This is a genomic window from Psychroflexus planctonicus, assembly GCF_014640195.1.
Lineage (GTDB): Bacteria > Bacteroidota > Bacteroidia > Flavobacteriales > Flavobacteriaceae > Psychroflexus > Psychroflexus planctonicus.
The window spans coordinates 148,880-168,599 of sequence record NZ_BMGM01000008.1 but is presented as its reverse complement, the minus strand read 5'-3'; the positions used below and the strand labels follow the sequence as shown (position 1 = coordinate 168,599).

19 protein-coding genes and 1 tRNA gene are annotated in these 19,720 nt (G+C 34.8%); 12 read left to right on the top strand and 8 right to left on the bottom strand.

Annotation, left to right across the window (positions count from 1 at the left end; translation table 11 throughout):
• Together IEV72_RS10180 and IEV72_RS10175 are read right to left on the bottom strand one after the other, a co-directional pair.
• On the bottom strand, window positions 1-3,411 hold a 3,411-nt coding region (locus tag IEV72_RS10180), incomplete at its 3' end, for an FIDD domain-containing protein (protein WP_188458996.1).
• Between the two features lie 10 nt (window positions 3,412-3,421).
• Window positions 3,422-3,841, bottom strand: a complete 420-nt coding sequence (locus IEV72_RS10175) for a hypothetical protein (RefSeq protein ID WP_188458995.1) — start codon at window positions 3,839-3,841, stop codon at window positions 3,422-3,424.
• 137 nt (window positions 3,842-3,978) lie between these two features.
• Here IEV72_RS10175 and folE point away from each other — a divergent pair, with 137 nt between their 5' ends.
• The 6 genes from folE to IEV72_RS10145 all read left to right on the top strand — a co-directional run bounded on the left by folE (window position 3,979) and on the right by IEV72_RS10145 (window position 8,197).
• A complete protein-coding gene (gene folE / locus IEV72_RS10170; RefSeq protein WP_188458994.1) occupies window positions 3,979-4,647 on the top strand; it encodes a GTP cyclohydrolase I FolE in 669 nt (222 codons plus the stop codon).
• 9 nt (window positions 4,648-4,656) lie between these two features.
• Window positions 4,657-6,150 (top strand): cysteine--tRNA ligase, encoded by a 1,494-nt coding sequence (gene cysS, locus IEV72_RS10165; protein WP_188458993.1) that lies wholly within the window; start codon window positions 4,657-4,659, stop codon window positions 6,148-6,150.
• A gap of 4 nt (window positions 6,151-6,154) precedes the next feature.
• Window positions 6,155-6,415, top strand: a complete 261-nt coding sequence (yidD, locus tag IEV72_RS10160) for a membrane protein insertion efficiency factor YidD (RefSeq protein WP_229731878.1) — start codon at window positions 6,155-6,157, stop codon at window positions 6,413-6,415.
• Between the two features lie 148 nt (window positions 6,416-6,563).
• The gene (gene lgt / locus IEV72_RS10155) at window positions 6,564-7,385 is read left to right on the top strand and encodes a prolipoprotein diacylglyceryl transferase (RefSeq protein WP_188458991.1); all 822 of its coding nucleotides are present in this window, start codon (window positions 6,564-6,566) and stop codon (window positions 7,383-7,385) included.
• A gap of 141 nt (window positions 7,386-7,526) precedes the next feature.
• Entirely contained in the window at window positions 7,527-7,775 is a 249-nt protein-coding gene (locus tag IEV72_RS10150) for a DUF6364 family protein (RefSeq protein ID WP_188458990.1), read from the top strand.
• Entirely contained in the window at window positions 7,772-8,197 is a 426-nt protein-coding gene (locus tag IEV72_RS10145; RefSeq protein ID WP_188458989.1) for a type II toxin-antitoxin system VapC family toxin, read from the top strand. The genes IEV72_RS10150 and IEV72_RS10145 overlap by 4 nt, the downstream gene beginning before the upstream one ends.
• 197 nt (window positions 8,198-8,394) lie before the next feature.
• Here IEV72_RS10145 and argS read toward each other — a convergent pair whose 3' ends face one another.
• Entirely contained in the window at window positions 8,395-10,158 is a 1,764-nt protein-coding gene (gene argS / locus IEV72_RS10140) for an arginine--tRNA ligase (protein ID WP_188458988.1), read from the bottom strand.
• Window positions 10,159-10,245: 87 nt separating this feature from the next.
• Between argS and IEV72_RS10135 the strand changes: the two genes are divergently transcribed.
• Entirely contained in the window at window positions 10,246-10,674 is a 429-nt protein-coding gene (locus IEV72_RS10135; protein ID WP_188458987.1) for a hypothetical protein, read from the top strand.
• Between the two features lie 11 nt (window positions 10,675-10,685).
• Window positions 10,686-12,119: an SDR family oxidoreductase gene (locus IEV72_RS10130; protein WP_188458986.1), complete on the top strand. Its 1,434-nt coding sequence runs from the start codon at window positions 10,686-10,688 to the stop codon at window positions 12,117-12,119.
• A gap of 260 nt (window positions 12,120-12,379) precedes the next feature.
• Here IEV72_RS10130 and IEV72_RS10125 read toward each other — a convergent pair.
• A tRNA-Asp gene (locus tag IEV72_RS10125) sits at window positions 12,380-12,453 on the bottom strand.
• Between the two features lie 460 nt (window positions 12,454-12,913).
• On the opposite strand from IEV72_RS10125, the gene IEV72_RS10120 reads away from it, so the two are divergent.
• Window positions 12,914-13,534, top strand: a complete 621-nt coding sequence (locus IEV72_RS10120; protein ID WP_188458985.1) for an IMPACT family protein — start codon at window positions 12,914-12,916, stop codon at window positions 13,532-13,534.
• A gap of 14 nt (window positions 13,535-13,548) precedes the next feature.
• Here IEV72_RS10120 and IEV72_RS10115 read toward each other — a convergent pair whose 3' ends face one another.
• The 3 genes from IEV72_RS10115 to IEV72_RS10105 are packed head-to-tail and all read right to left on the bottom strand — an operon-like array spanning window position 13,549 to window position 16,220.
• Window positions 13,549-14,268: a GIN domain-containing protein gene (locus tag IEV72_RS10115; protein WP_188458984.1), complete on the bottom strand. Its 720-nt coding sequence runs from the start codon at window positions 14,266-14,268 to the stop codon at window positions 13,549-13,551.
• The gene (locus IEV72_RS10110) at window positions 14,261-15,883 is read right to left on the bottom strand and encodes a PspC domain-containing protein (RefSeq protein ID WP_188458983.1); all 1,623 of its coding nucleotides are present in this window, start codon (window positions 15,881-15,883) and stop codon (window positions 14,261-14,263) included. Before IEV72_RS10110 ends, IEV72_RS10115 begins: the two co-directional genes overlap by 8 nt.
• A complete protein-coding gene (locus IEV72_RS10105) occupies window positions 15,876-16,220 on the bottom strand; it encodes a PadR family transcriptional regulator (protein WP_188458982.1) in 345 nt (114 codons plus the stop codon). The genes IEV72_RS10110 and IEV72_RS10105 overlap by 8 nt, the downstream gene beginning before the upstream one ends.
• 197 nt (window positions 16,221-16,417) lie before the next feature.
• On the opposite strand from IEV72_RS10105, the gene IEV72_RS10100 reads away from it, so the two are divergent.
• Complete coding sequence (locus IEV72_RS10100; RefSeq protein ID WP_188458981.1) at window positions 16,418-16,873, top strand: DUF4442 domain-containing protein; 456 nt, start codon at window positions 16,418-16,420, stop codon at window positions 16,871-16,873.
• Between the two features lie 157 nt (window positions 16,874-17,030).
• Window positions 17,031-17,228: a hypothetical protein gene (locus IEV72_RS10095; protein WP_188458980.1), complete on the top strand. Its 198-nt coding sequence runs from the start codon at window positions 17,031-17,033 to the stop codon at window positions 17,226-17,228.
• Window positions 17,229-17,278: 50 nt separating this feature from the next.
• Here the strand turns inward: IEV72_RS10095 and IEV72_RS10090 are convergent, their stop codons facing one another.
• The gene (locus IEV72_RS10090; protein WP_188459009.1) at window positions 17,279-18,070 is read right to left on the bottom strand and encodes a DUF2797 domain-containing protein; all 792 of its coding nucleotides are present in this window, start codon (window positions 18,068-18,070) and stop codon (window positions 17,279-17,281) included.
• Window positions 18,071-18,143: 73 nt separating this feature from the next.
• On the opposite strand from IEV72_RS10090, the gene IEV72_RS10085 reads away from it, so the two are divergent.
• Window positions 18,144-19,676 carry a GH3 auxin-responsive promoter family protein gene (locus IEV72_RS10085; protein WP_188458979.1) on the top strand — a complete coding sequence of 511 codons (1,533 nt, stop codon included), beginning with the start codon at window positions 18,144-18,146 and terminating at the stop codon, window positions 19,674-19,676.
• Window positions 19,677-19,720: the final 44 nt, after the last annotated feature.

Genomic DNA, 19,720 nt, shown 5'->3' with positions numbered 1-19,720 from the left:
GTTGTTTTCCTGATCGCTTTCGTTGGCGTAGAAGACTACTTCGAGTGCGTTATTCGCATTGGTGATTTCTTCGATTTTTTGACTTAAGTCGAAACTCGATGTTTCATCGGTCGTACTGCCGCTCTCCACATCGTCACATTCCGCTAATAAGGTTGGTGGGGTGATTTCTGGTAATGGATCGACAATGAGTTCTATCGGTTCGATGTTGTAGCAGTCTAGCGGTGATGCGGGATCGCTTACGCGTACATAAACCGTTTGTGGTGATGTTTGGTTTTGGTAAGCCGTCGGGGTGCCAATCAGTCCGCTGTTGTTGTTGGCGGCGTTTTCACTTAGGTGGTAACTGATCTCGAAGTCTTCCGTGTTTTGACCTTCGACAAATAAATCTTCTTCTACTTGGGTTAAATCGAAAAATTGAATGCCCGTTTCATTCGTGTCGCAGGCGATTATCGGTTCGATTTCTTCTAGTAAAGGTGAATCATAAACGAATAAATCTAAGGTGGTGGTTTGGACGCATTGCAAGTCTTCTATTTCTTGGAAAATACGTACATAAAGTGTTTGTTGACTTGGTTCTACGTTGGCATAAGGTGATGCCAATGGGTTTTGGCCCGTTTCTGCATCTGATGCAGTAGGGTGAAAACTCACTTGTACTTCTGGGTCTTCTAAAAAGTTGATCTCGTCTACACGACTAGCTAAATCAAATCCTGAGAAAAATCCATCGTTGTTTTCATCACAGGCTTCTAATGGAGTGACTTCTAAGTTAACATCGGTGGTTTCTATCGTGTCGATTTGGAAACTATCAATGGCAAAACAATCTTCAACACTATTTACATTGTCTATTCGTACCCAAATTTCTTGGGGTGCGCTTTCAAATGCAGTAGGGTCTACAATTGGATTTACCCCGCCGTTAGCATCCGCAAATTCTTCAAAATAACTGATGCTGTAGTCTGCAGCAGGTTGATTAGCTCCTAATACCAAGCCGTTTTGCTGGGTTAAATTGAATAAACCTTCACCGGATTCACCAATTTGACATTCGTCTATCGTGGGTAAAGGATTGGCTACTTGGACGTTGAATAAATTAATTTCAAAACTAAAAACACTTGAACATCCACCAGCTTCTTGAGTTCTAGTGATTAAAACATAAATGTCTTGTGTTTGAATATCTTCTGGCAACTGATAGTTAGTTGCATTGGTTATTTCATTGACTTCATTTTCTGCATCTGCCTCAGTTAGGAAGTACTGAACACTTTCAACATCATCTGGATCGTTAACTTCCATTGATGTTAGATTGTTTTGAGTTAAGTCGAATGTTTCAGTAAAAGAAAAATCACCACACAGGTTTAAATCAATGGTTTGTTCAATTTCAATTTCGTTACAAGCAAATAATTCAAAAGAACGTACTAAAATACAGTCTAAATTTTCTAAACTACGAATGGCAACAAATGCAGTGTTCTCTTGACCTGCATCATAATTTGATGGGTCTGCAATAGGATTTTCATAATTTAATGCATCTTCTTCTGTTTCGAAATATGCAAACTCAACATCATCTAAGCTTTGACCATCCAAAACAATATCATCATTTTCTGTAAGATCAAAAAATGTAGGATCATTCGGATCTATTGGCTCAACTACTAAAGGTTCGCCTATATTTAAAATAGTAGTTATAATATCAAAACTACTTATGCTTGAACAGGATGTTAATAAATCATTTTGAATACGTACAAAAATGGTTTCTAATTCGTTTGCTGGTTGGTAAGCTTCAGGGTTAATTATAGGGCTTGTTCCATCAAGTGCATCAGCTTCAGTTGTGTAAAAAGAAATTGATAAATCATCTTGGTTTATACCATCTACATTAACTCCTACTTCATTTAAATTTACTTCAGCATCTTCTAACTCTTCTTCACATAGCTCTACATCTTCAATTTCGTTCTGAAAAGCAGGTGAATCAAAATAATTGACATCTATTGTTCCGTCAACATAAGTTCCGCTTATAGGATTTGTAGCTGTAAGTCTATAGGTTCCCCCAGGACTTTCAACAACTAAAGTTGACTCATCTTCATCAGGAATAACTTCAAACTCTTCTGTATCTTCATTAAAAATCTCCCAAACATATTGAATTTGATCACTAACCAAATCTGCAGGAAGCGATGAAGTAATGGTATATTCTTCACCAACGCATAAATCTACATCATCACCTAAAATAGGACACCCAGAAACACCTGCTCCCGCTTCACCAGCATTGGTTTGCTGAAAACTGATAAAACCAGGGCTTTGATTGTAATTTGTAATTAATACAATGTAAAAATCTCCATCTTGTGCATTTGGAATGGTCATATCTTCTATCGGAGCTGCAGAAAAACTACAATCTACTTCATTGGCTGAAGTTAGATTGTCACAATTTCCTTCAGGCGAATCGAAAGGTCCCCAAATAATAAAATCAACGTCTAATGTGGGATTATTAAAATCTGATGAAGTGTCTTGTTCTAAAAGGAATTCAAAATCTCCTGAACCTTCCACCTCCATGTAAAACCAAGCTGGATAAGGCTGAGAACCTAAACAACCATAATCAGGTCCAGGTTCTGCTGATGTAGCACCACCGGGAGTTTGATTGTTGATATTTGGAAAGAAAAACAACTCTCCACCGGCACAAAAAGGCTGTGCATCTGCGCAGGAATCACTGGTTCTTGAAATTACTTCTACACTAGCTAAATCTGTATTTAAAGTTTCACAACCAAATTGATCAATTACGGTAACTTGAACGGTATACTCTAAAACCGCTTCAAAAGCATGTTGCACAAACGGCTCATCTGTTGTAGCAGTTTCTCCATCACCAAAATCCCATTCGTAAGTATAACTTTCATTATCTAGACCTTCGTGGTCAACTTCAATAGTAACCGGAATAAAATCTCCCACTTCATAATTCCCAGTTGTAGCATTAAAAGTTGATGGTTGCAGGCTAACTAAAGTTGAAGGAATGTCTTCACAAGGTTCACGACAACCCGCATCAAAAGCAATTTCAGCAGAAATAAATGCTGGCACAAAATTTGATTCAATTTGTATTGTTAAACATCCGGTTGGATTATCATCAGCATCAGATGCAGATACTAGACCAAGCGAACCGTCGTAAGGAATTTCGTTGGCTGTTATATCGTCTCCATCATAAATAGTAAAATCAATCAAACTAGGAATGTTGAATGCAGTAAAATCCAAGGTACTAATTTGCGTGTCATCATCAGGACAAATAGTGAACACAATATCTACACCGCTCAAATTACTGTCTTCGTTGTTGATGAAAAATGAATCTTCACAAGATGAAACACTAGCAAAACCATCACCATCAATAATATCGATAATATTGGTTTGAGCATTAACTGTAAGGCTTATTAGGGAAATAAAAAGTAAAATATATTTCATTGTGTGTTAATTATTGTGAAATGGGTAAAAGACCGATAATATAGTTAGTGCTTTCAGAGTAATAATAAATAGCCTCTGTATTATAGGTATTCAATTTATATTTGTACGGATTGAATTCTTTATAATCTTCAGGAAGATTAAAATCTAAATTCGGATTGTATTGTTTAATTTTATAAACACTAGACATATTAGTTAAAGTTAGCTCTTCTGGAAACGAAGATGCTTCATAAAAGGCTAATCTTTCTAAAATTCCTTTATAGAAATCAATTGACTTTTGGTTGCTTTTAATAGCATCCTGAGTAGCATCAAGATAGACATCAGTAACAAATTTTTCAAAATTTTCAACATTTGCTTCACCGATTTTTTCCTGAGCAAACAAACTAGAAAGTCCTATGAAAAATAAAATAATTGTGTATTTAAATGTGTCCATACGTAAAATTTAAGAGTGCCGAAAAATAATGAAAATATAACAAAACATGTAGCTAATAAATAATTATTATAACTCTAACAATACTTAAAAGCCTTAAAAGCGTAAAAAACATATATTTGCAACTACATTTATTGAATATGAAATTAGACGAAAAAGTCACTGAAATAGGTGATAATCACGTAGGAACATCTTCGGAAACACCATTAAGAACAGATGCATTTGATCTTTCGGATGAAGAAAAAAGAGAAAAAATAAATCATCACGTGGCTGAAATTATGCACACATTAGGATTGGATATGACAGATGATAGCCTTAGTGGGACTCCTAACCGAGTAGCGAAAATGTTTGTTAATGAAATTTTTTCTGGTTTGAATCCAAAAAACAAACCCAAAGCATCCACTTTTGAAAATAAGTATAAATACGGAGAAATGTTAGTTGAAAAAAACATCACCGTATATTCAACTTGCGAGCACCACTTACTTCCTATTGTAGGTAAAGCTCACGTTGCTTATATTTCTAGCGGAAGAGTTGTTGGGCTATCTAAAATGAATAGAATTGTTGACTATTTTGCTAAACGTCCGCAAGTACAAGAACGCTTAACTATGCAAATTGTAAAGGAATTACAAATTGCCTTAGACACAGAAGACGTGGCTTGTGTAATCGATGCCAAGCACCTTTGTGTAAATTCTCGTGGTATTCGGGATATTGAAAGTTCAACCGTTACCAGCGAATTTGGCGGAAAATTCAAAGAAAAAAACACACGTAAAGAATTTTTAGAATACATTACCTTAGACACCAAATTTTAAGCTTTACTTATGGCTTTATACAACCAACAAGAAATTTATATTTACAATTCGCAAACTTCTAAAAAAGAAAAATTTTCTCCTGTAAACGAAGGTTTAGTAGGTATGTACGTTTGTGGTCCAACCGTTTACAACAAAGTTCATTTAGGAAACTGCCGAACCTTTATTTCATTCGATTTGGTTTTCCGTTATTTGAAATATTTGGGATATAAAGTTAGGTATGTAAGAAATATTACTGATGCTGGTCATTTGGAAAACGATGCCGAAGAAGGTGAAGACCGCATTGCCAAAAAAGCACGTTTGGAAGAGTTAGAACCTATGGAAGTAGTGCAAAAATACACCGTAGATTTTCACGATATTTTGCGTGAATTCAATAACATTCCTCCGAGTATCGAACCAACAGCAACTGGTCATATAGTAGAACAAATTGAAATCATCAAAACCATTCTTGATAAAGGTTTAGCTTACGAAGCCAACGGCAGCGTATATTTTGATGTTATGGAATACCATAAAAACAACCATTACGGAATTTTAAGCGGCCGTAAACTAGAAGACTTAATTGCCAATACAAGAGAACTTTCAGGTCAATCTGAAAAGAAAAACCCTCAAGATTTTGCCTTGTGGAAAAAAGCCGAACCGCAACACATTATGCGTTGGCCTTCGCCTTGGGGTGTTGGTTTTCCAGGTTGGCACTTGGAATGTACTGCTATGAGCACCAAATATTTAGGGGAAGAATTTGATATTCACGGTGGCGGAATGGATTTGAAATTCCCACACCACGAATGTGAAATTGCTCAAGGAAAGGCATCCACAGGAAAAGACCCCGTTCGCTATTGGATGCATGCCAACATGCTTACGCTAAACGGTAAGAAAATGGCAAAAAGCACGGGAAACAACATTTTACCTGAAGAAATTTTTACGGGAAACAGCAAGCACCTTTCCAAAGCTTACGCTCCAACAGTTGCTCGTTTTTTTATGCTACAAGCCAACTACAGAAGCGTTCTAGATTTTTCAGATGAAGCACTTCAAGCCGCAGAAAAAGGATTTGACCGTTTGATGGAAGCGATTGATCAAGTTGAGAAATTACCTACTTCTGCAGATTCTTCCGTAGCCATTTCAGCATGGAAACAGAAGTGCTATGATGCCATGAATGACGACTTTAACAGTCCTATCCTAATTGCACATTTATTTGATGCAGTAAAAATGATCAATTCCATTAAAGCTAAAAAAGAAAAGATTTCTGAAGCTGATCGAAAAATACTTCAAGATACTTTGCAAAGCTTCACTTTTGATGTACTTGGGCTAAAAACTAAGGAAGCTTCTGTAAAAAAAGACCAAAATTCTACTCAGGTAGATTCGTTGGTGAATATGTTGATTAACTTACGGGCGGAAGCAAGGGCCAATCGCGATTTTGCTACTAGCGACAAAATTCGTGACCAATTGCTTGAAATGGGTGTGGAATTGAAAGACCACAAAGACGGAACCGATTTTATTGTAAAACCCTAAAGATGTGTTGAAGAAAATACTGGCGTTTCCGTTTATCCTACTTATTCAGATTTACCGATACGGAATTTCGCCATTTACTGCTTCTTCCTGCCGCTTTGAACCAACCTGTTCTGCATATAGCTTAGAAGCTTTTCAAAAACACAACGTATTTATGGCTTTTTGGTTAAGCTTAAAACGCATATCCAAATGCCATCCTTGGGGAAGTTCGGGCTACGACCCTGTTCCGCCCTCGAAAAATAAAACGAAGGATAATTCGATAAATTGAGCTTATACCGATTATTATTTTAAATGTCGCAGAAATGCTCCTTAAAATATATATCGGCATTAAACCAATAAACAATTATTAAACACATTAATGGTTCAAAACCCTATTATTTTTATTGAAAATGTATCTTTACCAAAATTTTTGATTTATGCTGCATTCCATCACTTGGGATCCTTCTATAGGAATTGATTTAGGTTTTTTTGTAATCCGTTACTACAGCTTGATGTTTTTAATCGCATTCGGCGCAGGTTGGTTCATCACCAAAAAAATGTACGAAAGAGAAGGCTTATCCGAACGAAAACTGGATAGCCTTTTTGCTTACATCGTCATTGGTACTTTGCTTGGCGCGCGTTTAGGACATGTTATTTTTTATCAAGACGAATTATTTCAGCAAGATCCGTTATCTATTTTATTGCCATTTCGTTTTGTTCCAGAATTTGAATTTACTGGCTTTCAAGGTTTGGCAAGTCACGGTGCTGCCATAGGAATTTTTATCGCTGCTTTATTATATAGTAAAAAAGTTTTGCAGAAAAATGTGTTTTGGATTTTAGACCGAATTGTGGTTCCTGTTTCCTTTGGAGCTATTTTTGTTCGCATCGGTAACTTTATGAATTCCGAAATCATTGGTAAACCAACAGGATCAGATTATGGAGTTATCTTTGTTCAACTAGGTGAAGATTTTGCAAGACATCCTTCTCAATTATATGAAGCAGCTTGCTATGCATTGCTGTTTGTCTTTTTGTATTTACTGTATTGGAAAACCGAAATCAGAAAAAAACTGGGGCTAACCTTCGGGATTTTCTTTAGTATTTTGTGGATCATCCGTTTCATCGTAGAATATTCAAAAGAGCCACAAGTAGCTGAGCGAGCCGATTGGCTTTTCAACACCGGTCAATTGCTTAGTCTTCCTTTTATTGTAATTGGTTTTGGAATTGTGTATTGGAGTTTGCAGCGGGATAAGAAAGAATAAGCCACTGCTAATGGTTTAAAAACTTGCTTTTATAATTGAACAGTTTAAATTCTTGATTTACATACAACTATCAGCATATTTTAATTGCAAATTGAATAATACGGATTTTAATGTTATTTTTGTACGTATAACTTATTAACTATGGATACAAAACTTACATTAAAACTGGATCAGGAAATTATCGAAAAGGCTAAAAAGTATGCTTCAGATAAAAAAATGAGTTTATCTAGAATAGTTGAATTTTACCTTCAATCTTTAACATCAAAAAATGAGAAAGATGAATTTGAAATTTCCCCTTTTGTGAAAAGTATTGCTACAGGCAAGACTATTCCTGTGGATTTAGATTATAAAGAAGAATATTCAACTTATTTATTGGAAAAATACAAATGAAAAATAGACTCTTCATTGATACCAATATCATGCTTGACTTTTTAGGTGAAAGGGAATTGTTTTATGAACCCATAGCAAAGTTGGCAACTTTAGCCGAGAAGGGTAAAGTAATTCTTTTTGTTTCACCTATCTCATTTGCTACTGTAAATTATTTTCTTTCAAAAATTGAAACTCCAGAAATAGCAAAAAATAAGTTGAGAAAATTTAAAATCATAAGTCAAATAAGTAATATAAACGAAATTACCATTGAAAAAAGCTTAAACTCTTCCTTTAGTGATTTTGAAGATGCACTACAATATTATTGCGCTCTTGATTCTGATTGCGAAATCATAATTACAAGAAACGGCAAAGACTTCAAAAAATCTTCTATTCCTGTTATGACTGCTGATGAATATTTGAAAAGCATCCGAAATCTAGAATAAATTAAATAACTCAATCACTATGAACTTAAGTCCATAGGTTTGATTGCAGACTAAAATTCTGTTTTGCCAATGCACTAATGATTTTAAATTACAAACCATATTTATTCGTGAATTCGTCGCGTTTAATAAGTTTTTAGAAGCTAAAGCGGATGCACTAAAGTGCTTAGTTTTAACTAAATTTGAGACCAACAAAAACCTTACATCTGCTCAGGAACTTCAATTCCCAAAAGTCCAAAAGACTTCTTAATCACATTCGCCACACTTTTAGATAAGGCTACACGCACTTGAATTTGTGCATCATCATCCGCTCCTAGAATACTTACATTTTGATAAAAAGAATTGAACTCCTTCACCAAATCGTAGGTGTAATTTGCTATTAAAGCAGGGCTATACTGACTCGCTGCTTGCTGAATGGTTTCTGGATACAAATTTAATTGCTTGATTAATGCTTTTTCTTTTTCGTGAAAAACATATTCTGAAACTACAGTTGAAGCTGGAGCTTTTTTCAGAATCGATTGAATTCGGGCGTAGGTATATTGTATAAATGGTCCTGTATTTCCTTGAAAATCTACCGACTCTTCTGGATTGAACAAAATTCGTTTTTTAGGATCTACTTTCAAGATATAATACTTCAATGCGCCTAATCCTATTTTTCGGTAGAGTTCTTCTTTTTCAGCTTCGCTGTAGCCATCTAATTTTCCTAAGTCGATTGAAATTTTTCTGGCGGTGTCTGTCATTTCTACCATCAAATCGTCTGCATCAACCACCGTTCCTTCTCTACTTTTCATTTTCCCAGATGGTAAATCCACCATTCCGTAACTTAAATGAAACAGGTTGTCTGCCCATTTAAATCCTAATTTTTTCAGGATTAAAAACAAGACTTTAAAATGATAATCTTGTTCGTTTCCTACGGTGTAGACCATTCCATTTGCAGCAAAATCTTTTACACGTTGAATGGCAGTACCGATGTCTTGCGTCATATATACAGCGGTTCCATCGGCGCGCAAAACAATCTTTTCGTCCAAACCTTCATCAGTAAGGTCAATCCAAACGCTTCCGTCTTCTTTTTTGTAAAAAACTCCGCTTTCTAAACCTTGAGCAACCACATCTTTTCCTAATAAATAAGTGTCGCTCTCATAATAGTTTTTATCGAAATCTACTCCTAAATTTTTAAAGGTTTCTTCAAAACCTTCGTACACCCATTGGTTCATTTTTTTCCAAAGTGCTACTACTTCTTCGTTGCCTTGCTCCCATTTTTGAAGCATTTGTTGTGCTTCAATTAACAACGGAGCTTGGGTTTTGGCTTCTTTTTCATCCAAACCTTTCAGTTTGAGTTCTTCAATTTGTTTTTTGTATTCCTGGTCAAATTTCACATAAAAGTTACCCACCAATTTATCGCCCTTCAAGCCAGTTGATTCCGGTGTTTCGCCGTGACCAAATTTCTGCCAAGCCAACATGCTTTTGCAAATATGAATTCCACGGTCATTGATAATTTGGGTTTTGATGACTTCTTTTCCGCTTGCCTTCAAAATTTCAGCAACCGAATAACCTAATAAATTGTTTCGGATATGCCCAAGATGCAAAGGTTTGTTGGTGTTGGGTGAACAATATTCTACCATCATTTTTTCTGAATCTCCTTTTAGGTGACCAAAATTTTCATCGGCAGTAATGGAATGCAATTCAGTTAAAAAATAAGCATCGCTTAAACTGATGTTCAAAAAACCCTTCACTACATTGAAGCCAACGACTTCATCGAGCTTGTTTTCTACAAATTCACCAATCGCATTACCCAAGGCAACCGGATTGGTTTTCAGGTATCTTAGTAAAGAAAACACAACCAAAGTAACATCGCCTTCAAACTCTTTTCTAGTCGATTGAAAATCGTATTGAGTAACATCCAATTGGTGTTCTACTTTGAAAAATTGTGTGATGGTTGAAGCTAATTTTTCCTGAATATGCATGCTGAATTTTTTGAAATGCAAAGATAATTCAAATTTTAGAAGGCTTTAAGGAAAGTACAGATAGAATTGTGTAATTTTAAAACAAAAATGCTTTTAAACGTCTCTTACAATCGCCCGAAAATAAAGAAACAAATTGATGATGCCGTGGGCAAACCTTTTTCATTGGTAGAACGCATTAAAATGAAAGGAATTGGTTCTGGTAAAATGTTTATCGATTCTACCAGTATTCAAATTCATAATTTGTTGGTGTTGGACAACAACCAAAATGTATGCGGAATTGAAATGCGCCCCAATGGAATTTTAGTGACATTTCGATCCCTTTTAGAAACCTACGCCTTGGTCATTCCATTTTACAAATTGAAAATTTACAAAGGTCAAAGCGACGTTTATTCCATTTATAGAGACGATTATTTTATTAAAGTGAAAATAAAGGAAAAGCAACACCATAAATTCATGCAGAAGCTGCTCAACTTCAAATTAGAACAATACGATGCTAAGCTGCAACACCCTAATTAACAAAAAAACACATGAAAATACTACTCACGGGAGCTAATGGTTACATAGGTATGCGGTTGCTTCCCGCTTTATTAAAAGAAGGACACAATGTGGTTTGCGCTGTACGTAGTGAAGACCGATTTTCTATTGATAAAGAAACCCGCGCAGAAATTGATGTAGTTGAAATTGATTTTCTGGAAGATGTCCAACATGGAAAAATCCCAAAAGACATTGATGTTGCTTTTTATTTGATTCATTCCATGTCAGGTTCTACTACTGATTTTGAAGACTTAGAACGCAAAACCGCTGAAAATTTCAATGCCTATCTAGCGCAAACCAACATCAAACAAGTTGTATTTTTAAGTGGAATTATAAATGAAGAAGAATTGTCTAAACACTTGGAATCCCGGAAAAAAGTAGAAGAGATTTTATATGAAGGGAATTTCAATTTAACGGTTTTACGTGCAGGAATCATCGTAGGTTCAGGTAGCGCTTCTTTTGAAATACTCCGCGATTTATGTGAAAAATTGCCTTTAATGATTACCCCAAAATGGGTCAATACCAAATGCCAACCCATTGCTATTCGGAATGTGTTGCAATTTTTAGTTGGCGTAATCGGAAAAGAAGAATGTCACAATGAATCCTTCGATATTGGCGGTCCAGACGTTTTGACTTACAAAGCCATGATGCAGAAATATGCTAAAGTCAGGGGTTTGAAACTCACCATCATCAACGTTCCTATAATGACGCCCAAGCTTTCCTCCTATTGGTTGTATTTTGTAACCGCAACATCCTATAAATTAGCTGTAAATCTTGTAGATAGTATGCGCGTGGAAGTAGTGAGCAAAGACAAACGACTTCAAGATATGCTCAACATAGAACCATTTACTTATGAAGAAGCCATTCAAATGGCTTTTACCAAAATAGAACAAAATCAAGTGATTTCCAGTTGGAAAGATTCTAAGGTTAGCGGTCGGTTTTCCAAAAGAGATTTAAACAAATATGTTCGTGTTCCAACCTATGGCTGTTTGAAAGATCACCAACAGATGAAAGCCGAAAACCCTGAACTTGCCTTAGAAAAAATTTGGGCTATCGGTGGCGAACGGGGTTGGTATTATGCCAATACCTTATGGAAAATTCGTGGATACTTAGACAAATTTGCGGGCGGTGTAGGCTTACGCCGCGGTAGAACTAACAAACAAAACATTTATCCTGGAGATGCATTGGATTTCTGGCGCGTACTCATGGCCGACAAGGAAGAAAAAAGATTGCTCCTGTTTGCTGAAATGAAAGTTCCTGGTGAAGCTTGGTTGGAATTTTATATTGATTCGGATAACGTGGTACATCAAAATGCAACTTTCAGACCTAAAGGATTACGAGGTAGATTGTATTGGTACAGTATGTTGCCTTTTCATTATTTTATATTTCACGGAATGCTATCCGAAATCGTAAAGGCTGAAAAATAAAAAAGCCCTTCCATCGTAGGAAAAGCTTCTCTTGGTTTACAACTTTAAACCTGAGTATTTGCATACTCACAACACAACATTTTATTGCGGTCTGGACGATCCCGATGCTTCGGGAGAACTCGCGACACAACTTTAAAATATTCAAAATGAATTTACAAAATGTCATAAAATAAAAAAGCCCTTCCATCGTAGGAAAAGCTTCTCTTGGTTTACAACTTTAAACCTGAGTATTTACATACTCACAACACAACATTTTACTGCGGTCTGGACGAGACTCGAACTCGCGACCCCCTGCGTGACAGGCAGGTATTCTAACCAACTGAACTACCAGACCAAAATTTCAATTTATTTACTTAAATGATTTAAATATCATTTTGCAAATGCGAGTGCAAATATAAGCGCAATTTCTGTTTCAGCAAATATTTATTTGAAGTTTTTTACTTTTTTTTCATACCCTGAAATTAAGATGTTCAAAATCAAATTAATCGAGTAAAATTATTTTTTTCTGCGCTTCATTATCTTTTTAAAAGCAAGTAAAATGAATTAAAAAATTAGTGTTCTAGTCTACAGCAAATCTGGTTTTGAATTGTTCCTTGCTTACTTTGGTGCATAATATATAAGCACAAAGGCACGAAGTTCACAGAGTCCTTTAAAATAAATTACTAAATCAGAAATTTGTAAAAGCTTTTGACTTGCATTATAGTATAACAGTTTTGACATTTCTAAAACCAATTCTAGCTCAACATATGAATTGAAATCAAAAATAAGTAACTTCGAATTTTATAAATCCGCTTATGAAAGATGTTTACTATACCATTGCTTCTCCAGTTTCAGATGTAATTTACAAGGAAAAAGGCAGCAAGTTTATCGGTTATGCTTTTCCTGTACGTTCTGAAGATGAAATTGAATTGGCCATGGAAGAAGTGAAACAAAAACACCATAAAGCTCGCCATTTCTGTTATGCTTGGCAACTAGAAAAAGACTATTCACGTTTTAGAGCCAATGACGATGGCGAACCTTCTAACTCTGCTGGAATGCCGATTTACGGTCAATTGCAAGCTTTTAATCTGACCAACTGTTTGGTGGTGGTAGTGCGCTATTTTGGTGGAACTAAATTAGGCGTTGGCGGATTGATCAGTACTTACAAAACAACTGCACAACAAACTTTGCAACAAGCCAAAATCACCAAACATACTATAGATGAAGAATTTAAAGTGCATTGCAACTATGATATGATGAATGTGGTAATGCGTTATATTGAAGAAGATAATTTACACTTGATTCATCAAAACTTAGAGATGGACTGCGACTTTACCTTAGGCGTCAGGAAAAAAGAATTTAAACGCGTGCTGGCTAAATTTCAAAAGGTCTATGGATTACAAATTGACCATCCTTCCTTAAAAAAAGAAGGATAGTCAAGTGATAAACATTAGATTTCTTTTACACTTCCACCAGAACTAGATGACTTTTTAAGGGATTGTACATCGCCTTGGTATTTGATCACCGCTCCGCTTGAACTACTTGCGTTCAAGTTTCCATTTACAGTTAATTTAATAGAAGAACCTGAACTTGCCGAAGCACTTACACCATTTCCAACTAAATCTACTGCTGTGATTCCTGCACCACTGGATGCGGAATAGGAAATGCTTTTACTATTTCCACTTAAAATCACATTAGCGCCACTCGAAGCAGAAACAGATAATGCTTCTGTATTTAATATTAATTCCGCTTTGCATCCACTGGAAAATTCACCGTTCAATTTGTTGGTTTCAATAGGTGATGCAGTGTGCAAATACACTCCGCTTGAAGCTGAAATTTTTACTAAAGCTTGATTGTAAAATAACTGAATTAATTTTTTATCTGCATTCCCAATATTGCTATCAGCTTCAATTATTAAGGTTTCTTCATCTACTTCATACTGCAATTCCTCAAAAAGGTTTTCATTGGCAGAAATCAACATTTTGTTATCTTCAGAAGGAATCAGCTCTACTTCCCAGCCATTTTTCAATTTGATGGAAGTGAATGTAGAAAGTTCATATTCCTGTTGAATAACTTCTCCTTTTCCATCAACAGAGTTAGTTACATAACCACATTTGGTCATGCTAATGGAAACACAAAGGGCAAATACAAGTTTTAAAATACTACTCATGGTTTTCGGTTTTAGGTTCATTTTTAGTGCAGGTTGTACAAATTAGTTCGGTGTTTTGGATTTGATAAACATCATTTGAATTTACATTCAAATTGACGAATTTATGATATTTATAATCTTCGAAAGTAGACACATATTTATCTGTTTTAAAATGCATATTTTCAGGTAAATATAAAATAATATTCAACTTTAAATCTTCATCTTTTAAGGAAATATCACTGGTAAAATACGAATCGAGCAACAGCTCATTTTTATTCAATTTAAATTGATAATCAATCTGACTGGCATTCAATCTTCCTTCTTTGTTATTTGATCCCGTAGATTTTTTACTTACTCTTATTTTAGGAATTGAATCGGTAGTGGGTTGAACTGCAAAATAAATTGAAGTTCCTACTAAAATATCTTCTTCGGTTGAAGAATCATACTTTATTTGATTGCTAGAAGAACGATAAATGCTTTCCGCAAAGGTTAAATTAGGTATCATTTTAATGGATAAAGTGTCTGATGTTTGCATTGGCAATTCTTGTATTTCAACAATTTCTCCTATGCTATTGGAAGAAATTCCTTTTTTAATTCCAAGGAAAGAAACATAAGCAATGGCAAGAAACCAAAGAGCTAAAAGAATTACTACGGTTCTAAGTTTAAAAAGTTTCAATTTATGATTGATGATTTTTAAGCCAGCCAAAAAAAGAAAATAAACAGGAGTAGCAGCTATGCAAAAGAATGTTAGCATTTGCAACCAGACTGGTGCTTCAAAAACAAAAGGACCTTCGTTAGATAAATTAAAATCTGCAATATTTAAAAAGCTAATGCTTCCAAAACTGATAAAAGAAATAAACATTCCCACCAAACTTAAGCCAGCAATAAACACTAAAATGAAACCTATAATTTTCACTAACACATTAGCCACTTTACTCAAAATTTCTGTGAGTTGTTCTACAAAACGAGTAACCGTAGATTTTCCATTTTGAGCAGCTTTTTCATAATCGAAATTCTTGGCATAGTTGGTTGCCTTTTCAGCATTTTCCTTTACTTTTTTTTCGATATTAGAAATGTTGATGGGTTCGCCCATCATAGCTAATTTCTGTGCCGTGGTTCTTGCTGCCGGCACAACAATCCATAAAACTACATATAATATGGTGAAGGTTCCATAAGACAAGAAAAATAAAACCATCCATAAGATTCGCATCCACAGAATGTCGATTCCAAAATTGTGTGCTAATCCAGCACAAACTCCACCGAGTAAGTTTTTCTCTTCATCGCGGTAAAACTTTTTGCCTGTAGACTGCTGTGTATTTTGACGATTGCTATAGGTTTCACTTTGAGTGTTTGTATAAGTATCATCTTCTTGTTCTACTTTATAATCGCTAGGTTGACCCATAATTTTGATAACTCTTTCTACTTCGTGAACTTGCACCACTTCTCGTTCACTTTGTAGCTTTTCGCTAAAGAGTTCTGCAATTCTAGCTTCTACATCGGCTAAAATTTCGTCTCTTCCTTCTTCATTAATCAAATACCGTTTAATGGCATCTAAATAATTTTTCAGGACGATAAAGGCTTCTTCATCAATATGAAAAAACTGTTTTCCTAAACTAACGTTGATTGTTTTATTCATGGTTTGGTGTTTTGTATTCGGTAATGTTTTTTACGGCAAATTGTAAGTCGTTCCAGGTTTGCGATAAGGCTTCTAAAAAAGTTTCGCCTTCTTGGGTTAGTGCGTAATATTTTCGAGGTGGTCCACCTGTGCTTTCTTCCCATCTGTATTCAAGCAAGTCGGCATTTTTAAGCCGTGTAAGCAAAGGATAAATCGTGCCTTCTACCACAATTAATTTAGCAGCCTTTAGGCTTTCTAAAATTTCGGCTACATATGCGTCGTCTCGTTTCAGAATAGATAGAATACAATATTCTAGAACTCCTTTTCGCATTTGTGCCTGTGTATTTTCAAGCTTCATAATTCTGTTTTATAAAAATACAGCTTCAAAAACTGTATTTAAAAATATACTATGCAAAGATATGTTTAATAAACACTACTTTGCAATACATAGTAATATATTTTAACTTTATATTAACTTTTAAGTTGAATTTGATAATTCAAATAAAATTATTGTTTGATAGCTGAATATGTCCCCAAAATATGTAACTTGTAAATATGAAATTAACGCCTAAGAAGATAAACACATTCTTGCTTTTGAAGCTGCCTTCCGCATGGTTTTGTGGTGTTCGACTAACCGAAATTTCTTCAGCAAAAAGCATCGCTTGTGTCAAGTTGAAATGGATTAATCAAAACCCTTTCAATAGCATGTATTTTGCAGTGCAAGCTATGGCTGCTGAATTGACCACTGGCGCTTTGGTCATGCAAAGCATACAAAAAGAGAAAAGAAAAATTTCGATGTTAGTCGCTGAAAACAAAGCTGAATTCTTGAAAAAAGCAAAAGGAAGAATTCACTTTTCTTGCCAAGATGGAAAAGCCTTAGATGAAGCCATGAAGCGTTGCTTAACTCAAGATGAAGGTTCAACCATTTGGATGAAATCGATAGGCGTTAATGAGCAAAATGAATGCGTTGCGGTATTTCATTTTAAATGGACATTAAAGCTTAAAAACTAGACTTTTGTTAAAATATTTAATTTTTCAATTTTATGGAATTAATAGTTTAACAGTTTTTGTAACGTTTCTTTAACTATCTAATATACGTATAAGTACTACTTTCGAAAAGCTAAAATGATTCTATGCTAAAAACTACTTAATCTAAATTATTTAAATTATGGCACGAGCTATGTTTGAATACACTAAAGAAGTTTTACAAAGAGTTAGTTTTGATGTTCAACTTTTTTCTAAAGAAGTACAAAAAGCGGTAAAACGTTTGTTACCTTATGAAGTGCAAGAATTACGTATTTTTGTAGAAAATTTGGTAAAAACAAATCCGCAGTTGCAACCTTCTTTATTGTATCTAAATAAATGAAAAAAATATTTTTAATAACTACCGCTTCAATTTAAATTGAAGCGGTTTTTTTATGCATTAATCTCTACATAAAAGCCTTCGTTGTTGCGCACATTAAAAACACGATTGTCTTCAAAAATTAAGTACTGACCTTTTATACCTACTAATTTTCCTTTGTAAACCGGATTTTTTTCAAGATTTAATGAAGTGGGTTTGGTTGGGTATTTTTCAACTGGAAATTGCAAATGCGTTTCCTTTGCATCAGCCTGATAAAAGTCTTTCACTTCTGATGGAAGATATTGAAGTAAGTCTGCTCTTATCTCTTCTAAATTCTCATCATCAATATCATTTTTCAACATTTTTCGCCAATTAGTTTTATCGGCTATATAAGGTTTTAAAGCGACTTCGGCTAAACCAGCCAAATACCGATTCGGCGTTTCTAACAAAACTAAAGCTTCGTGCGCACCTTGGTCAATCCAACGAGTAGGTAATTGTTTTTTTCGGGTAACGCCTACTTTTACATTACTCGAATTGGCTAAATACACTATATGCGGTTGCAATTGCATTTCTTTTTCAAAAACTAAATCTCGATCTTCTTCGTCTAAATGTGCTTTGCTTTTTTCAGGATGCATAATCCATTCTCCTGCTCTGGGTGTTTCAATAAAACAATTATAACAAAATCCTTGTCGGTAAATCTTTTTGTTTTTAGCACAATTTAAACATTGGTACTTTAAGAATTTTATTGAAATTTCAGAATTCAATTTTTGATTCAAATGAATAAAGTCTTGGTCTAAATTGAGGTAATATTGAATTGGTTGCGCATTTTCTGTCAACATTTTTTTTAAAACTCCTTGATACAGCATGTAAGCTTTCTTTGATAATTGAAATAAAAATCGTTTTTTTACAAATGTAAATTTCGTAAAATATTCTGAATTCATGCCCATTCCTATTGTAAATTCCATTGCGTCTTGGTTCTTGAAAAAACGGATTCATCATATGGAATTGTTTATGAAATATCCGAACGAAGTTCAGCATGAATTATTAATGAACTTGATCAGATTTGCTAAAAAGACAGATGTTGGACAGCAATATGATTTTAAAAGCATTAAATCCTACAAAGATTTTGCTGAACGCGTTCCCGTTCAAACCTACGAAGAATTTGAAACAGATATTGAGCGAGCTCGAAATGGGGAGAACAATATATTTTGGCCCACGCCCATCAAACTTTTTGCTAAATCTAGTGGAACTACCAACAGCAAAAGCAAATTTATTCCTGTAAGTGAAGAATCTTTAGAAGATTGCCATTTTGCAGCCAGTAAGGATTTATTATGCTTTTATTTAAACAATAATCCGGATGCTTCCTTATTTACTGGAAAAAGTCTTCGGTTGGGAGGAAGTAAACAAATTTTTAAAGACAAAGGAACGAGTTACGGAGATTTATCGGCCTTACTTATTGATAATATGCCGTTTTGGGCAAGTTACAGCAGCACACCTAATAATGACATCTCATTAATGGGCGAATGGGAAACTAAAATGAACGCAATTATTAATGAAACTATACATGAAAATGTAACCAGTCTTGCTGGAGTTCCTTCTTGGATGTTGGTTTTATTGAATCGTGTTTTAGAAAAAACAGGTGCAAAAGATATCAAAGAAGTTTGGCCAAACTTAGAAGTCTATTTTCATGGCGGAGTAAGCTTTGCTCCGTATACAGAACAATACCAACAAATAATTCCAGATAAAACATTTCGTTATTACGAGATTTACAACGCATCAGAAGGTTTTTTTGCAGCTAAAGACCAAAATAATAGTGAAGAATTGCTGCTGTTTTTAGATTACGGAATTTTTTATGAATTTATCCCAATGGATACCTATGGGAATGAACAAGAAAAAGTAATTCCTTTAAGCCAAGTTGAAGTTGGAAAAAACTACGCTATGATAATTACCACTAATGCTGGTTTATGGCGCTACAAAATTGGCGATACCGTTAGATTTACTTCTATCTTACCTTACCGCATTAAAGTTTCTGGAAGAACCAAACACTTTATCAATGCCTTTGGCGAAGAACTTATTATTGAAAATGCTGAAAATGCATTGAGAAAAACAAGCAAAATATTAGACGTAGAGATTGCAGACTACACAGCAGCACCCATTTTTATGCATGGAAAAGAAAAAGGTGCTCACGAATGGATCATTGAATTTAACAAAGCTCCTAAAGACCCAAATAAGTTTGCAGAAGTTCTAGACTGTGAATTGCAAAAACTCAATAGCGATTACGAAGCTAAAAGAACCAACAACATGACTTTAAACCAATTGAAGCTAAACATTGCAAGAAAAGGTTTGTTTTATGATTGGTTGGCGCAAAATGACAAGTTAGGTGGCCAACATAAAATTCCTAGACTTGCAAACAACCGGAAATATGTAGAAGAATTGTTGTTACTGAATGGAAAGGAATTTGTAGAGATGTAAAAAATATTTTCTTGATGCTAAGTTCTTAACTTCACTAACAATCT

What these genes read in the sequence shown, in the direction of transcription:
- IEV72_RS10175 (WP_188458995.1), bottom strand. Translation starts at nt 3,841, where the DNA reads ATGGACACATTTAAATACACAATTATTTTATTTTTCATAGGACTTTCT.
- folE (WP_188458994.1), top strand. Translation starts at nt 3,979, where the DNA reads ATGAAATTAGACGAAAAAGTCACTGAAATAGGTGATAATCACGTAGGA.
- cysS (WP_188458993.1), top strand. Translation starts at nt 4,657, where the DNA reads ATGGCTTTATACAACCAACAAGAAATTTATATTTACAATTCGCAAACT.
- lgt (WP_188458991.1), top strand. Translation starts at nt 6,564, where the DNA reads ATGCTGCATTCCATCACTTGGGATCCTTCTATAGGAATTGATTTAGGT.
- IEV72_RS10150 (WP_188458990.1), top strand. Translation starts at nt 7,527, where the DNA reads ATGGATACAAAACTTACATTAAAACTGGATCAGGAAATTATCGAAAAG.
- IEV72_RS10145 (WP_188458989.1), top strand. Translation starts at nt 7,772, where the DNA reads ATGAAAAATAGACTCTTCATTGATACCAATATCATGCTTGACTTTTTA.
- argS (WP_188458988.1), bottom strand. Translation starts at nt 10,158, where the DNA reads ATGCATATTCAGGAAAAATTAGCTTCAACCATCACACAATTTTTCAAA.
- IEV72_RS10135 (WP_188458987.1), top strand. Translation starts at nt 10,246, where the DNA reads ATGCTTTTAAACGTCTCTTACAATCGCCCGAAAATAAAGAAACAAATT.
- IEV72_RS10130 (WP_188458986.1), top strand. Translation starts at nt 10,686, where the DNA reads ATGAAAATACTACTCACGGGAGCTAATGGTTACATAGGTATGCGGTTG.
- IEV72_RS10120 (WP_188458985.1), top strand. Translation starts at nt 12,914, where the DNA reads ATGAAAGATGTTTACTATACCATTGCTTCTCCAGTTTCAGATGTAATT.
- IEV72_RS10115 (WP_188458984.1), bottom strand. Translation starts at nt 14,268, where the DNA reads ATGAGTAGTATTTTAAAACTTGTATTTGCCCTTTGTGTTTCCATTAGC.
- IEV72_RS10110 (WP_188458983.1), bottom strand. Translation starts at nt 15,883, where the DNA reads ATGAATAAAACAATCAACGTTAGTTTAGGAAAACAGTTTTTTCATATT.
- IEV72_RS10105 (WP_188458982.1), bottom strand. Translation starts at nt 16,220, where the DNA reads ATGAAGCTTGAAAATACACAGGCACAAATGCGAAAAGGAGTTCTAGAA.
- IEV72_RS10100 (WP_188458981.1), top strand. Translation starts at nt 16,418, where the DNA reads ATGAAATTAACGCCTAAGAAGATAAACACATTCTTGCTTTTGAAGCTG.
- IEV72_RS10095 (WP_188458980.1), top strand. Translation starts at nt 17,031, where the DNA reads ATGGCACGAGCTATGTTTGAATACACTAAAGAAGTTTTACAAAGAGTT.
- IEV72_RS10090 (WP_188459009.1), bottom strand. Translation starts at nt 18,070, where the DNA reads ATGCTGTATCAAGGAGTTTTAAAAAAAATGTTGACAGAAAATGCGCAA.
- IEV72_RS10085 (WP_188458979.1), top strand. Translation starts at nt 18,144, where the DNA reads ATGCCCATTCCTATTGTAAATTCCATTGCGTCTTGGTTCTTGAAAAAA.